The organism is Rhizobium sp. AP16, assembly GCF_000281735.1.
GTDB lineage: Bacteria > Pseudomonadota > Alphaproteobacteria > Rhizobiales > Rhizobiaceae > Rhizobium > Rhizobium rhizogenes.
This window is the reverse complement of the sequence record NZ_AJVM01000070.1, coordinates 16,682-30,549: the sequence shown is the minus strand read 5'-3', so window position 1 is coordinate 30,549 and position 13,868 is coordinate 16,682. Positions and strand designations below refer to the sequence as shown.

The 13,868-nt window shown below is 62.0% G+C and carries 13 protein-coding genes; 9 read left to right on the top strand and 4 right to left on the bottom strand.

All coding sequences use genetic code 11. From position 1 onward, the window contains the following. Positions 1-134: 134 nt before the first annotated feature. The 4 genes from PMI03_RS23380 to PMI03_RS23365 all read right to left on the bottom strand — a co-directional run bounded on the left by PMI03_RS23380 (position 135) and on the right by PMI03_RS23365 (position 3,849). Positions 135-845, bottom strand: coding sequence for a copper homeostasis protein CutC (locus PMI03_RS23380; protein ID WP_007699111.1), 711 nt, complete (start codon positions 843-845; stop codon positions 135-137). After that, positions 835-1,761 (bottom strand): ROK family protein, encoded by a 927-nt coding sequence (locus PMI03_RS23375; protein WP_007699108.1) that lies wholly within the window; start codon positions 1,759-1,761, stop codon positions 835-837. Before PMI03_RS23375 ends, PMI03_RS23380 begins: the two co-directional genes overlap by 11 nt. A 91-nt stretch (positions 1,762-1,852) precedes the next feature. After that, positions 1,853-3,193 carry an ATP-binding protein gene (locus PMI03_RS23370; RefSeq protein WP_007699105.1) on the bottom strand — a complete coding sequence of 447 codons (1,341 nt, stop codon included), beginning with the start codon at positions 3,191-3,193 and terminating at the stop codon, positions 1,853-1,855. Then, on the bottom strand, positions 3,190-3,849 hold the full coding sequence (locus tag PMI03_RS23365; RefSeq protein WP_007699102.1) for a response regulator transcription factor: 660 nt from the start codon (positions 3,847-3,849) through the stop codon (positions 3,190-3,192). Before PMI03_RS23365 ends, PMI03_RS23370 begins: the two co-directional genes overlap by 4 nt. A gap of 229 nt (positions 3,850-4,078) precedes the next feature. Between PMI03_RS23365 and PMI03_RS23360 the strand changes: the two genes are divergently transcribed. The 9 genes from PMI03_RS23360 (at position 4,079) to PMI03_RS23320 (ending at position 13,862) form a co-directional block, all read left to right on the top strand. Beyond that, a complete protein-coding gene (locus PMI03_RS23360; protein ID WP_007699099.1) occupies positions 4,079-4,534 on the top strand; it encodes an RbsD/FucU family protein in 456 nt (151 codons plus the stop codon). A gap of 58 nt (positions 4,535-4,592) precedes the next feature. Further along, on the top strand, positions 4,593-5,546 hold the full coding sequence (locus PMI03_RS23355; protein WP_007699096.1) for a sugar-binding transcriptional regulator: 954 nt from the start codon (positions 4,593-4,595) through the stop codon (positions 5,544-5,546). Positions 5,547-5,692: 146 nt separating this feature from the next. Continuing rightward, positions 5,693-7,009, top strand: a complete 1,317-nt coding sequence (locus PMI03_RS23350) for a sugar ABC transporter substrate-binding protein (RefSeq protein WP_007699092.1) — start codon at positions 5,693-5,695, stop codon at positions 7,007-7,009. A gap of 143 nt (positions 7,010-7,152) precedes the next feature. Further along, on the top strand, positions 7,153-8,025 hold the full coding sequence (locus tag PMI03_RS23345) for a carbohydrate ABC transporter permease (RefSeq protein ID WP_007699090.1): 873 nt from the start codon (positions 7,153-7,155) through the stop codon (positions 8,023-8,025). A 1-nt stretch (position 8,026) separates the two neighbouring features. Continuing rightward, positions 8,027-8,869, top strand: a complete 843-nt coding sequence (locus PMI03_RS23340) for a carbohydrate ABC transporter permease (protein WP_007699085.1) — start codon at positions 8,027-8,029, stop codon at positions 8,867-8,869. 11 nt (positions 8,870-8,880) lie between these two features. Then, the gene (locus PMI03_RS23335; protein WP_007699076.1) at positions 8,881-9,879 is read left to right on the top strand and encodes an ABC transporter ATP-binding protein; all 999 of its coding nucleotides are present in this window, start codon (positions 8,881-8,883) and stop codon (positions 9,877-9,879) included. A gap of 122 nt (positions 9,880-10,001) precedes the next feature. Beyond that, entirely contained in the window at positions 10,002-11,483 is a 1,482-nt protein-coding gene (locus PMI03_RS23330) for a mannitol dehydrogenase family protein (RefSeq protein ID WP_007699073.1), read from the top strand. 100 nt (positions 11,484-11,583) lie between these two features. Beyond that, positions 11,584-12,258: an HAD family hydrolase gene (locus PMI03_RS23325; protein ID WP_007699070.1), complete on the top strand. Its 675-nt coding sequence runs from the start codon at positions 11,584-11,586 to the stop codon at positions 12,256-12,258. Positions 12,259-12,278: 20 nt separating this feature from the next. Beyond that, a complete protein-coding gene (locus tag PMI03_RS23320; RefSeq protein WP_007699067.1) occupies positions 12,279-13,862 on the top strand; it encodes an FGGY-family carbohydrate kinase in 1,584 nt (527 codons plus the stop codon). The last annotated feature ends 6 nt before the right edge of the window (positions 13,863-13,868 follow it).

Below are 13,868 nucleotides of genomic sequence, written 5' to 3'. Positions count from 1 at the left end.
AGATCTACAGCTACTCCGGAGAAATCTGCTTAACTGCAATGGCTTGGCATTCCGCAGCTACGCTATAGCTACAGAATATACGTTTATGAACGATTGATCATTCTGCCGTTTCTTTGTCAATTCGCAGTTGCCGTTCAGGCGAAATGCGCCTTGAGCGCCCTGACGGTTGCGGCGTCCGTGCGACGCGTCGTGGGTACGGAAAAGCCGAAGGCGAGCAGACGCTCATCCGTTTCGGTTTCGGCGACAGAGCAGGAGGCATGCACTTCGCTGATCGTCAGTCGCGGCCATAGCGCGCCGATGGTCCCGATATTGACGCCCGAACCGGGCATGATCGAGATGCGGCCGGCGGCGATGGCGATCGTCTGCTCGAGGACGGCGATGCCGTCCACGGCTGTCTTCGCGCAGCCTGAGGTCAGGATGCGTTCGAAGCCGAGCGAGATGGCCAGTTCCACCGCTTCCTCGATATCGGGAACGAGATCGAAGGCGCGGTGCAATGTCTTGCCGAGACCTCCAGCATGGGTGACGAGCGCGGTGAGCATTTCGCGATCGAGGCGGCCATCCGGCAGTGAGGCACCAAGTACGACGCCGGGCAGGCCCGCACGCCTGATGGCATCGATATCGCCCTTCATGACGGCAAGCTCATCGGTGGAGTAGACAAAACTGCCGGCGCGCGGGCGGATCATGGCGTAGGCGGGAATGGGTGCCTTTGCCGCCGCTGCCATCAGCCCGGCGCTCGGTGTCAGACCGCCGACGGCAAGGGCGCTGCAGAGCTCGATGCGATCGGCGCCGCCGGCGATGGCGGCGGCAAGGCCGGCGATATCCTCAACGCAGACCTCAAGCAGCATGGTTCCGCTCCTCGACGAATTTCAGCCCCAGCAGGGCCGCGCCGATCAGGCCGGGCTCCAGCTTGCATTCGCTCGGCACAACGAGCGGGCGGTCGAATTTGCGCAGGATGCGGGTTCGCACTGCCGCGTCCAGCCGCTCCAGCAGCGGTTCGACATTGGAAAGGCCGCCGCCGACGGGAACGATGGTGGCGCCGGTGATATTGACGGTCAGAGCCAGCGGCGAGGCGACGAGATCGACCAGGACCTCGATCGTTCGCGCCGCATTGGCGTCGCCTTCCAGCCATTGGCCGATGATTTCCTCGCTGGAAAATTCCAGGCCGTGCAGGGTCTTGTGCAGGCGCTCGACGCCACGGGCGCCACCGACGGTGTCGACACAGCCCTTCTGGCCGCAGCCGCAAGGATAGGCCGGGATGGCGACCGGCGGATTGCCGGCGAAGGAGGCGATGATCGGGCCGTGTCCCCACTCGCCGGCAAAGCCGCCGGCGGCGTTGACGAGGCGGCCATCGGCCACCAGACCACCGCCGACGCCAGTGCCGAGAATGGCGCCGAGGACGATGCGGTGGCCCCGGCCCGCGCCGGACATGGCCTCGGCCATGGCGAAGCAATCGGCATCGTTGGCGATCAGGACGGGATAGCCGAGTTCCGCTTCCAGCTCGGCGGCAAGACGCCGGCCATGGATGCAGGGAATATTGGCGCAGGTCAGCGCCTGGGTGTCGGGATCGACGACGCCGGCGATGGAAAAGGAGAGGCAGTCCGGCTTCTCACCGGCCTCGGCGATGACGGCTCGCAGGGTCGCGACGAATTCGCCGAAATCATCCTTCGGCGTCGGGCGCCGGGCGAGCGGGGTGATATCCGTCACGGAGCGGGCGATACCGCCCTTGATGGCGGTGCCGCCAATGTCGAAGGAAACGATCATAAAACTTGACCCGCAGGAAACATGCGGCACTTGCTCGCACCCTTTGCCGTTCTTTGCAAGGCCAATAAGCGCTGCTTTCGTTGAGGCACGATCAGGCCGAAGGCAAGGTGATCCGGGCTTCGAAACCATCCATCCGGCCGGCGGCAGGCGACAGGAGATCGAGGCGTCCGCCGATCTGACCGACGATGCGCTCGGCGATGGCAAGGCCGAGGCCCGAGCCGGAGGCTTTTGTCTTGCCGCGCCAGAAGCGTTTCTTCAGGCCGGCGAGTTCCTCCTGGGAAAGCGCATGGCCGCCGTTCAGGATGCGGATGACGTCGCCATCAACCTTGACGGTCACTTCGTCGTCGGTTGGGCCGTGGATCAGCGCATTCTCAATCAGGTTGCGCATGACGATGGCGAAGGCGTCGATATCGACGTTGCGGATCAGTTTCTCGTTCCGACTGGTCTCCAGGAGGATGCGGCCGGCAGTGCCGGTGTCCCGGTCGTAGTCGCCGATGATGGTTTCGATGACGGCCATCAGGTCTACGGGCTTGTCGCCGGTGCCAATCCCGGCCTGGGCGCGGGAGAGCTGCAACAATTTCTCCGCCAGTCGTCCAAGATTGGAGAGCGAGGTTTCGATCCGGCCGGCACGTTCGACAAGCGGCCCTGCCGGCAGCTCTGCGATCAGGCGCTGTGTCTGGGCGAGTGCGCCGGCGATCGGGGTGCGCAGCTCATGGGCGCTGTTGGCGGTGAATTCGCGCTCGGCTTCAAGCGCGGAGCGCAGGCGTTCGAGCAGCAGGTTGACCGAGCGGGCGATTGGCTGGAGTTCGCGCGGCAGTGTGTCGCTTTCCAACGGGACCATGTTGCCGCCGTCCTTGGTGGCGATGTCCGAGCGCAACCGGTCGATTGGCCGCAGCGATCGGCCGACGGCGAACCATATGGCGAGAATACTGGCCGGGATGAGGGCGAGCAGCGGCCAGAGCAGGGCAACGCCGCTCTCGCGCGATGCTTCCCGCCGGTTCTTGAAGGCGTCGGCCACATGCAGGAAGATCGTGCCGTTCATCGAGGATTCGGTGTAGATTCGGTACTTCGGCGTGTTATGGAAACCGATCTTCAGGGGCACCTCATAGGCTATCGGCGGTGCGTCGTGCGAATGCAGGATGACCTTGCCGGAGGCGTCGAGCACCTGATAGGTCAGGTATTCTCGGTTCAGCCCCTTGTTTAGCTCCTCGAGGCTTTGCGGATCGCTGGAAGGATCGCGATTGGCGAGATCGTCGACCACCAGCGGCATCAGCCGTTCGGCGGTTTCCTGCAGCGCGCCGTCGAAGGTTTCGGAAAGCTCATGGTTGACGACATAGACGCCGATCCCGACGGCGATCAGCCAGAACACGACGACCGTGCCCGTGAGTGCCGCGATCAGGCGGCGGGTGATGCTGGTGGGACGCAGGGTCATCTTTCACCCAGGCAATAGCCGACGCCGCGGGCCGTGCGGATGCGATCTTTGCCGATCTTCTTGCGCAGGCGGCTGACATAGACCTCCACGGTGTTGCTCTCGATTTCGGAGCCGAAGGCATAGAGCGCCTCCTCGATCTGATCTTTCGAGATGATGGCGCCCGGCCGCGTCACCAGGAGATCGAGCACGGCCCATTCGCGGCCGGTGAGCACGACATCCTTGCCATCCAGCCGGACCCGCCGTTGCGGCTGATCGATCTCCAGATCGGCAAAGCGGATGGTCGGCTGCGGGCTGCCGCTGTAGCGCCGGGCCACCGCCAGGATGCGGGCGGAGAGTTCGCCCAGGTTAAACGGTTTGACGAGGTAGTCGTCGGCGCCGCTGTTCAATCCCTCGATGCGGTCGGAAATCTGGTCGCGGGCAGTGAGGATGATCACCGGCGTCTCATCCGGTTTGCGTCGCAATTTCTTCAGGAAATCGATGCCGACGCCATCAGGCAGTTGCAGGTCGAGCAGGATCAGGCCGTACTTCACGGCGCTGGTGACCTCCGCCGCGTCCGCGAGGTTCTTCACCCAGTCGACGGCGTGGGTGGTTGCCGCGATATGGTCGCGAACCGCGCTGCCGATCGTTTCATCGTCCTCAACCAGAAGAATTCTCACTTGCCCTCGCAACCAATGCCTGTGCTTCAGTTAACGCCGCCGAACCTATCTGGTCAATAAAGGCTGAAATAAGCCAGGATGAGAAGCGCTTTTCTGATCCCGGGATTCTCCGGCCGATAAGGTTCACGGCGGCTATGGACAGAGATGGTGACCACGATTACTTGTTTGCTCCCAAAGAGAAGAGGGCGAGGGCAGGGCCGTCGCCGGTTACGCACTGGAGGAGGCTTTCATGCTGAAGGGAATTTCGCCGCGGTTGAACGCGGACGTGCTGCACGCGCTGGCATCGATGGGGCATGGCGACATGCTCGTCGTCGTCGACACCAATTTCCCCGCCGAGTCGGTCGCGCAGCAGACGATGCTCGGCCATCTTCTGAGGATCGACAACGTGTCGGCGGCCGAGGCCGTCGAGGCGCTGCTGTCGCTGATGCCGCTCGATACCTTCATCGACGATGCCGCGACACGCATGGAAGTGGTGGGCGCGCCGGAGGAGATGCCGAAGGTTCAGCATGAAGTGCAGGCGGTGATCGATCGTGCCGAGGGCAAGCACTGGCCACTCGTGCCCGTCGAGCGCTACGCCTTTTATGAGCGGGCGAAAGAAGCCTATTGCGTGATCCAGACCGGCGAACGCCGCTTCTATGGTTGTTTCACCTTGACCAAGGGCGTCATCCCGCCGGAAACTGAATGAGCGATCGCGCCAGGTCGTTTGGCCTGGGCAAGAGGCGCTGTTTTCGAAAAGGACTGTGATGGCCAGGAAGTTGGATTCCCAGGGGCGGCTTGACGATGCGGCGCGGGCCGGCTGGCTGTATTATGTGGCCGGGCGGACGCAGGACGAGATCGCCATCGCCATGGGAATCTCCAGGCAGTCGGCGCAGCGGCTGGTGTCGCTGGCCGTTGCCGAGCGGCTGATCAAGGTGCGGCTGGATCACCCGATCGCCGCATGCCTCGAATATGGCGCCGCGCTGCGCGAGAAATTCAAACTCAAGCATATCGAGGTGGTGCCGAGCGATCCCGACGGGACATCGTCCACAGTGGGCATTGCCGAGGCGGGGGCTGCCGAAATCGAGCGCTGGCTGAAGCGCAGCGATCCGATCGTGCTTGCGATCGGTACAGGGCGCACGCTGAAGGCCGCGGTCGATCAGCTGCCGGCGATCGAATGTCCGCAGCACCGTATCGTGTCGTTGACCGGCAATATCGGCCCGGATGGTTCGGCTGCCTATTACAACGTCATCTTCAGCATGGCCGACGCGATCAAGGCGCGGCACTATCCCATGCCGCTGCCGGTGCTCGTCTCCTCGGCCGAGGAGCGCGAGCTGCTGCATGCGCAGGCGCTGGTGCGCTCGACGCTCGATATCAGCGCGCAGGCCGACGTCACCTTCGTCGGCGTCGGCGAGTTGGGCATCGAGGCGCCGCTTTGCCTCGACGGCTTTCTCGAGAAAGACGAGATGATGGCGCTGATGAAGCGGGGCGCGGCGGGCGAGATCTGCGGCTGGGTTTTCGACGGTGACGGAAAGCTGATGTCGGATGCCGTCAACGATCGCGTTGCCAGCGCCTCCATTCCGCCGCGCGATACGTCTTCCGTCATCGGAATAGCCAAGGGCAAACGCAAGTTCGAGGCGATCAGGGCAGCCGTAACCGGCCATCAGATCAATGGTTTGATCACCGACGAGGCTACTGCCGAATTTCTGCTCAAGAACTGAGCAAAAAATAACAGCATAAAAACAAATAGATGAGTTGCATGTTCGGCATCGCAGCAACGAATCCGCATTGACATTTTGTCGCAAGGGATGAGTAATTGCCCATGAGCGAAGCGAATGCTCAAGTTTGATCTTCTGGGGAGGAAGATATGAAATTGAAAACCTTTCTGCTGAGCGCCTGCTCGGCCCTGATGTTTGCCGGAATGGCGTCTGCCGAGACGCTGACGATTGCGACCGTTAACAACGGTGACATGATCCGTATGCAGAAGCTTACGGACGACTTCAAAGCGAAGAACCCCGGCATCGACCTGCAATGGGTCACGCTCGAGGAAAACGTCCTGCGCCAGAAGGTCACGACCGACATTGCCACCAAGGGCGGTCAATATGACGTGTTGACCATCGGCACCTATGAAGTGCCGATCTGGAGCAAGCTCGGCTGGCTGGCGCCGCTCGACAAGCTCAGCGCCGACAAGACCTACGATGTTGATGATCTTCTCCCGGCCATCCGCAGCGGCTTGACCACGGACGGCAAGCTCTATGCAGCGCCGTTCTATGGCGAAAGCTCGATGGTGATGTACCGCAAGGACCTGTTCGACAAGGCCGGCCTGAAGATGCCGGACGCGCCGACCTGGACCTTCATTGCCGACGCTGCCCGCAAGATCACCGACAAGAGCCACGAAGTCTACGGCATCTGCCTTCGCGGCAAGGCCGGCTGGGGCGAGAACATGGCGTTCCTGACGGCAACGGCGAACTCCTTCGGCGCCCGCTGGTTCGATGAGAAGTGGAAGCCGCAGTTCGATCAGCCGGAATGGAAGAGCACGCTCGACTTCTACGTCAAGCTGATGAAGGATGCTGGCCCTCCGGGCGCTTCGTCCAACGGCTTCAACGAGAACCTCTCGCTGTTCCAGACCGGCAAGTGCGGCATGTGGATCGACGCGACGGTTGCTGCCTCGTTCGTGTCCGACCCGAAGGAATCGAAGGTTGCCGACAAGGTCGGCTTCGCCCTGGCGCCGGACAACGGCCTCGGCAAGCGCGGCAACTGGCTCTGGGCATGGAACCTCGCCATCCCGGCTTCCTCGAAGAAGACGGAAGCTGCCGAGAAGTTCATCGCCTGGGCAACCGGCAAGGACTACACCAACCTTGTCGCCCAGAAGGAAGGCTGGCTGAATGCACCTCCCGGCACCCGTTCCTCGCTCTATGCGAATGCGGATTACCAGAAGGCTGCTCCCTTCGCCAAGATGACGCTCGACTCGATCAACTCGGCCGATCCGACCCACCCGACCGTCAAGCCGGTCCCGTATGTCGGCGTCCAGTTCGTTGCCATTCCTGAGTTCCAGGGTATCGGCACCGCCGTCGGCCAGCAGTTCTCTGCTGCCCTTGCCGGCCAGATCACCGTCGACGCCGCCCTCAAGGCTGCGCAACAGCTGACCACACGCGAAATGACCAAGGCTGGTTATCCGAAATAATCGACCTTCTCAGGGATGGCGGGAAGTGCCCTCGGGTGCTTCCTTCCCTTGGCCGCCGAATGCCTGAACTGCTCTTCGGCGGCCCCTTTATCCAGCCGGTCTACGGCCACCTTTCCCGCTCAAAAGATAGGTCGGTACTTGCCATGGCAACGTTACACACCCGTTCTGCTGCTCGCGTCATGATGACGCCGTCGGTTTTGCTGCTCTTCGCGTGGATGATCGTCCCGCTGGTGATGACGATCTACTTCTCGACGCTGAACTACAATCTCCTGTCTCCCGGCGCGCATGACTTCATCGGGCTGCTCAATTACGAATACTTCGTCACCGACCCCGCCTTCCTGAACTCCCTGATCGTGACGCTGCTGCTGGTCGGCGGCGCGCTGATCATCACCGTGGTCGGCGGCATCGCTCTCGCGCTCCTTCTCGATCAGCCGATCTTCGGCCAGGGCATTGTCCGCATGCTGGTGCTTGCACCCTTCTTCGTCATGCCGACGGTCGCCGCCCTCATCTGGAAACATATGTTCATGAACCCGGTGAACGGGCTCCTGGCGCATCTGTTCAAGTTCTTCGGGCTCGATCCGCTGACCTGGCTCGAGACCGTGCCGCTGTTTTCGATCGTCATCATCGTCGCCTGGCAGTGGTTGCCCTTCGCAACCCTCATCCTTCTGACGGCATTGCAGTCGTTGGATGAAGAGCAGAAGGAAGCCGCCGAAATGGACGGCGCCGGCGCGGTTTCGAAGTTCATCTACATCACCCTGCCGCATCTGGCGCGCGCGATCACGGTCGTCATCCTCATCGAGACGATCTTCCTGCTCTCCGCCTTCGCCGAGATCCTGGTCACCACCAATGGCGGACCCGGCACGGCGACGACCAACCTCACCTATCTCGTCTATTCGCAGATCGTTCTGTCGCAGGATGTCGGCGGCGCATCGGCGGGCGGCATCATCGCCGTCATCCTCGCCAATATCGTCGCCATCTTCGTGATGCGTGCGGTTGGCAAGAACCTGGAGGCCTGAGATGGCACGCAATGTCTCTACACGGCGCAAGGTGGTCGTATCGGTGGCGGCCTGGGCCGTCGCGCTCCTCATCTTCTTCCCGATCCTGTGGACGATCCTGACGAGCTTCAAGACGGAAGGCGATGCGATTGCTTCGCCGCCGCAGTTCCTGTTCTTCCACTGGACGCTGGAGAATTACTTCGAGGTGCAGTCGCGCTCGAACTATTTCCTCCACTTCGCCAACTCGGTGATCATCGCCTTCGGCTCGACGATCCTCGGCCTGATCGTTGCCGTTCCCGCCGCCTGGGCGATGGCCTTCTCGCCGACCAAGCGGACCAAGGACATCCTGATGTGGATGCTGTCCACCAAGATGATGCCGCCGGTCGGTGCCTTCATCCCGATCTATCTGCTGTTCCAGGGTTTTGGTCTGCTCAACAATCAGTTCGCCAGCCGTCTTGGCATGGTCGTCGTGCTGATGCTGATCAACCTGCCGATCATCGTCTGGATGCTCTACACCTACTTCAAGGAAATCCCCGGCGAGATCCTGGAGGCGGCCCGTATGGACGGGGCGTCGCTGGCAAAGGAAATCATCTACGTGCTGACGCCGATGGCGATCCCCGGCCTTGCCTCGACGATGCTGCTCAACATCATTCTCGCCTGGAACGAGGCCTTCTGGACACTCAATCTCTCGTCCGTCGATGCGGCGCCGCTCAGCACCTTCATCGCCTCCTATTCCAGCCCGGAAGGCCTGTTCTACGCCAAGCTTTCGGCGGCATCGACGATGGCGATCGCCCCGATCCTGATCCTTGGCTGGTTCAGCCAGAAACAACTCGTCCGCGGCCTCACCTTCGGCGCGGTTAAGTAAGGAAGACAAACATGGGTAGCATTGTCCTGAAGAAGGTTTCCAAGGTCTTTGGCGAAGCCAAGGTCATTCCTTCCATCGACCTCGAGATCAACGAAGGCGAGTTCGTCGTCTTCGTCGGCCCGTCCGGTTGCGGCAAGTCCACGCTGCTGCGGCTGATCGCCGGCCTGGAAGATGTATCGGGCGGCCAGATCCTGATCGATGGCAAGGACGGCACCAATCTGGCGCCGGCCCAGCGCGGTCTTGCCATGGTGTTCCAGTCCTATGCGCTCTATCCGCATATGAGCGTTCGCAAGAACATCGCCTTTCCGCTGAAGATGGCGAACATGCCGCAGGCCGAGATCGACAAGAAGGTCGCCGATGCCGCGCGTGTCCTCAATCTCACCGATTATCTGGAGCGCAAGCCGCGCCAGCTTTCCGGCGGCCAGCGCCAGCGTGTCGCCATCGGCCGTGCCATCGTGCGCCAGCCCAAGGCCTTCCTGTTCGACGAACCCCTGTCGAACCTCGACGCGGCGCTGCGCGTCAACATGCGTCTCGAGATCAGCGATCTGCACCATCAGCTGAAGACGACGATGGTCTATGTGACGCATGACCAGGTCGAGGCGATGACCATGGCCGACAAGATCGTCGTGCTGAACCGCGGCAACATCGAGCAGGTCGGCTCGCCGCTGGAGCTCTACAAGAGCCCGCGCAATCTCTTTGTCGCCGGCTTTATCGGCTCGCCGAAGATGAACTTCGTCAAGGGTGCCTATGCGCAAGCGCTCGGCGCCGACACGATCGGCGTTCGTCCGGAACATGTGCTGCTGTCGACGGAAAGCGGGGACTGGAAGGGCAGGGTGAACCATGCCGAGCATCTCGGCTCCGACACCTTCCTCCACATAGAGGCCGACGGCATCGGCGCCGTCACCGCGCGCGGAACCGGAGACTTCCCGGCTCGTGCCGGAGATACCGTCTATCTCACGCCTGACAAAAGCCGAATCCACCGCTTCGACGGAAACGGACTGGCGATCTAAGTTGGGCGAATGCCATTTCACTCGGCCCGCATCTGTCGATGCAGGCGGGCCGGGAACATCCCAACCGGAGCGGCTCTCCCAAGCCATCCGGAGCAAAAAGACCTTTCAGAAGGACTTGAGACATGACGTGCAAATTATCGCTCGCAACGCTTCAGGACGCGGCCGCAACCGCTGCCATTCCGGCCTATGATCCGAAGTCGCTATCGGCGGGTATCGTTCATTTCGGCGTCGGCAACTTCCATCGCGCCCATCAGGCGATATACCTCGACGACCTTTTCAATATCGGCCAGGACCACGACTGGGCGATCATCGGCGCCGGCGTGCTGCCCTCGGACGCCGCCATGCGCGAAAAGCTCGCCGCCCAGAATTTCCTGACGACGGTGGTCGAGCAGGACAACAACAAGACGGCTGCCCGCGTCACCGCGCCGATGGTCGACATCCTGCCGGTTGGCGACGCCAAGGCGATCATCGCCAAGCTTGCGGATCCCTCGATCCGCATCGTCTCGATGACGATCACCGAGGGCGGCTACTTCATCGACGCTTCCGGCAAGTTCAATCCGACTCACCCCGCCATCGTTGCCGACGGCCAGAACCCGGATGCGCCGAAGACGGTGTTCGGCCTTGTTGTCGCCGGCCTCAAGGCTCGTCGTGCCGCCGGCCTGCAGCCGTTCACCGTCATGTCCTGCGATAACATTCCCCACAATGGCGGTGTCACCAAAGCCGCTGTCGTCGGTACGGCAAAGCTTTCGGATCCGGCCTTCGCCGACTGGATCGCCGCCAATGTCGCCTTCCCGAACGGCATGGTCGACCGTATCACGCCGGCCACCGGCGCACGCGAAATCGATCTCCTGAAAAGCGTCTTTGATATCGAGGACAACTGGCCGGTTTATTGCGAAGAGTTCAAGCAGTGGGTGCTGGAAGACAATTTTCCGGCCGGCCGGCCGGCGCTGGAAAAGGTCGGCGTCACCTTCGTTCCGGATGTGACGCCCTATGAGCACATGAAGATCCGTATCCTCAATGGCGGCCATGCGGCCATCGCCTATCCGGCGGCGTTGATGGACGTGCATTTCGTGCATGAGGCCATGGAGGAGCCGTTGATCCGCGCCTATCTCGCCAAGCTTGAGAATGACGAGATCATTCCGGTCATTCCACCGGTACCGAACACGGTTCTAGCCGATTATTTCAAGCTGATCGAGCACCGCTTCTCCAATCCGAAGATCGCCGACACCATTCCGCGCCTGGCGCAGGACGGCTCGAACCGCCAGCCGAAGTTCATCCTGCCGTCGACCGCCGATCGTCTCGCCCGCAAAGAAGATGTCGTCGGTCTCGCTTTGGTCTCGGCGCTCTGGTGCCGCTACTTCGCCGGCAAGACCGATAGCGGCCAGGATATCGTCTTCAACGACGCCAGCGCCGACCGTCTGCATGCGGCGGCGCTGAAGGCCAAGGATGATCCCGGCGCCTTCCTCGTCTTCGACGATATTTTCGGCGACGTCGCCAAATCGGATCTTTTCCGCAAGCGCTTTGCGCATGCGCTAAAAACGCTGTGGGAAAAGGGCACCCGCGCCACCCTGCAGCTATACCTCGACAACAAACTCGCGGATTAATCGTTTGTCGGCCGGGGCGCCCAAGTCCCGGCCGAATTTTTATGGCCAGGCCGATGCTCGAAAGAGATGCGGCGGAAACAGGGTTCGGGTTGGATCTGCGATGACGAATGCGGATAAAGGACTCGTAATCTTCGATTGCGACGGCGTACTTGTCGACAGCGAGCCGCTGTCCGTCAGCGTGCTCATCGACGCCATGCGCGATGTCGGCGTGGATATGAGCGAGGAGGATGTCTACAGCCGTTTCCTCGGCAAGAGCCTCGCCACGCTTGTCGACACGCTGGAGACCGAGTTCGACGTCTTTATCGACCAGGCCTTTCTCGATCGCATCCGTAACGATCTTTATGAGCGCTTCCGCCATGAGCTGAGGCCGATCGAGGGTATTGCCGAGACGCTGGACGTGCTTGCCGTGCCGCGCTGCGTCGCCTCCTCCAGCCAACTGGAACGCATCCGGCTTTCACTTGGCGTCACTGGCCTGCTCGAGCGGCTGGAGCCGAATATTTTCAGCGCCAGCATGGTCAAGCGCGGCAAGCCGGCGCCCGATCTCTTCCTCTATGCCGCAAAGCAAATGGGGGTCGAGCCGAAGGACTGCATCGTCATCGAGGACAGCCCAGCGGGGATCATGGCGGCGCGGGCGGCGGGCATGACGGTTTTTGCCTTTACCGGTGGATCGCATGCCCATTCGCCGAGTTACCGGGCGGAATTGGAACGGCTTTCGCCCGAAGTCGTGTTTGACGCGATGCCGGATTTGATACACCTTGTCCGTAACAAGACATAAGCGGACGGGGCTCCTTCTTGATGCGTGATCATGTGGTTGCGGTCGACATCGGCACTGGCAGCGCGCGCGCTGGCGTGTTCACGTCGAGCGGTGCCCTGCTCGCAAAGGGCGAACATCCGATCCTCATGAACCGCCCGCGTGAGAACCACGCCGAGCACAGTTCCGAAAATATCTGGGCTGCGGTTTGTACAGCCGTGCGCAACGCTGTTGCAGCCTCTGGTGTCAGCTCCTCCGTCATCGGTGCGATCGGCTTCGATGCCACTTGTTCCCTGGTCGTGCGCGACATAGAGGGCATGCCGCTTACGGTGTCGACCGGTGGCGAGGACCGGTTCGATACCATCGTCTGGCTCGATCACCGGGCGCTTGCCGAGGCGGATTTCTGCACGGCGACCGGGCATCAGGTTCTGGAGCATTCCGGCCACTTCATGTCGCCGGAGATGGAGATGCCCAAGCTGATGTGGCTGAAGAAAAACCTGCCGCGGAGCTGGGCCAGGTCCGGTTACTTCTTCGATCTCGCCGATTTCATGACCTGGAAGGCGACCGGTTCGCTGGCACGTTCGCGCTGTACGCTGACGGCGAAATGGAATTATCTAGCCCATCGCAGGCCGGGCTGGCAGACGGATTTCCTCGATGTGATCGGCCTTGGCGATCTGCGGGAACGCGGCAACCTGCCGGAAGAGACCGCGCCCGTCGGGCAAAGTGTCGGGCTGCTGACGGCGGAAGCGGCTGAAGCCCTGGGGCTCGACCGCGAATGCCATGTCGGTGCGGGAATGGTCGACGCCTATGCCGGTGCGCTCGGTGCACTCGGCGGCCATGCCGGGGACCGCGGTGCGCTGGAGCGTCAACTAGCGCTGATCGCCGGCACGTCGAGCTGCATCGTCGCCTTCTCGCGCGAACGCAAGCGTAGCACCGGGCTATGGGGGCCCTATTACGAAGTCGTATTTGCCGACACATGGCTGGCCGAGGCCGGGCAGTCGGCGACCGGCGCGCTGCTCGATCATATCGTCAACATGCATGCGGCTGGTGGCGAACCGACGGCGGCGCTGCATGATCGCATCGTCCGGCGCATTGCGGAGCTGCGCGCTGCCGAGGGCGACGCGTTTGCCGAGCGTCTTCATGTGCTGCCGGATTTTCATGGCAACCGATCGCCGCTTGCCGATCCGCATGCGGTCGGCGTTATCAGCGGCCTGACGCTCGACACCTCCTTCGATGGCCTCTGCCGCCTCTACTGGCGCACGAGCGTCGGCATCGCGCTCGGCATCCGCCATATCCTCGAGAGGATGCATGATTATGGCTACGTGCCCGACACGCTGCATGTCGCCGGCGGCCATGTGAAGAATGCCGTGCTCATGGAGCTTTATTCCGATGTCACCGGCTGCAAGGTGGTGGTGCCGAAGATGAATGAGGCCGTGCTTTTAGGGACGGCGATGGCCGCCGCTGTCTCCTGCGGGCTTTACGAGAGCCTCGCGACGGCTGGTGCCGCCATGTATCCCGGCGGTCACGAACGCCTGCCGAACCGGCAGAGGAAAGCGCTCTATGATCGCGACTACCGGCGTTTTCTTGCCATGTACCGTCACCGCGCCGAACTGGACGCGATGGAATAGGCCGGC

Excerpts from the sequence above, each read along its gene's own strand:
- PMI03_RS23345 (WP_007699090.1), top strand. The coding sequence starts at position 7,153 with ATGGCAACGTTACACACCCGTTCTGCTGCTCGCGTCATGATGACGCCG.
- PMI03_RS23350 (WP_007699092.1), top strand. The coding sequence starts at position 5,693 with ATGAAATTGAAAACCTTTCTGCTGAGCGCCTGCTCGGCCCTGATGTTT.
- PMI03_RS23335 (WP_007699076.1), top strand. The coding sequence starts at position 8,881 with ATGGGTAGCATTGTCCTGAAGAAGGTTTCCAAGGTCTTTGGCGAAGCC.
- PMI03_RS23340 (WP_007699085.1), top strand. The coding sequence starts at position 8,027 with ATGGCACGCAATGTCTCTACACGGCGCAAGGTGGTCGTATCGGTGGCG.
- PMI03_RS23355 (WP_007699096.1), top strand. The coding sequence starts at position 4,593 with ATGGCCAGGAAGTTGGATTCCCAGGGGCGGCTTGACGATGCGGCGCGG.
- PMI03_RS23380 (WP_007699111.1), bottom strand. The coding sequence starts at position 845 with ATGCTGCTTGAGGTCTGCGTTGAGGATATCGCCGGCCTTGCCGCCGCC.
- PMI03_RS23360 (WP_007699099.1), top strand. The coding sequence starts at position 4,079 with ATGCTGAAGGGAATTTCGCCGCGGTTGAACGCGGACGTGCTGCACGCG.
- PMI03_RS23370 (WP_007699105.1), bottom strand. The coding sequence starts at position 3,193 with ATGACCCTGCGTCCCACCAGCATCACCCGCCGCCTGATCGCGGCACTC.
- PMI03_RS23330 (WP_007699073.1), top strand. The coding sequence starts at position 10,002 with ATGACGTGCAAATTATCGCTCGCAACGCTTCAGGACGCGGCCGCAACC.
- PMI03_RS23320 (WP_007699067.1), top strand. The coding sequence starts at position 12,279 with ATGCGTGATCATGTGGTTGCGGTCGACATCGGCACTGGCAGCGCGCGC.
- PMI03_RS23375 (WP_007699108.1), bottom strand. The coding sequence starts at position 1,761 with ATGATCGTTTCCTTCGACATTGGCGGCACCGCCATCAAGGGCGGTATC.
- PMI03_RS23325 (WP_007699070.1), top strand. The coding sequence starts at position 11,584 with ATGACGAATGCGGATAAAGGACTCGTAATCTTCGATTGCGACGGCGTA.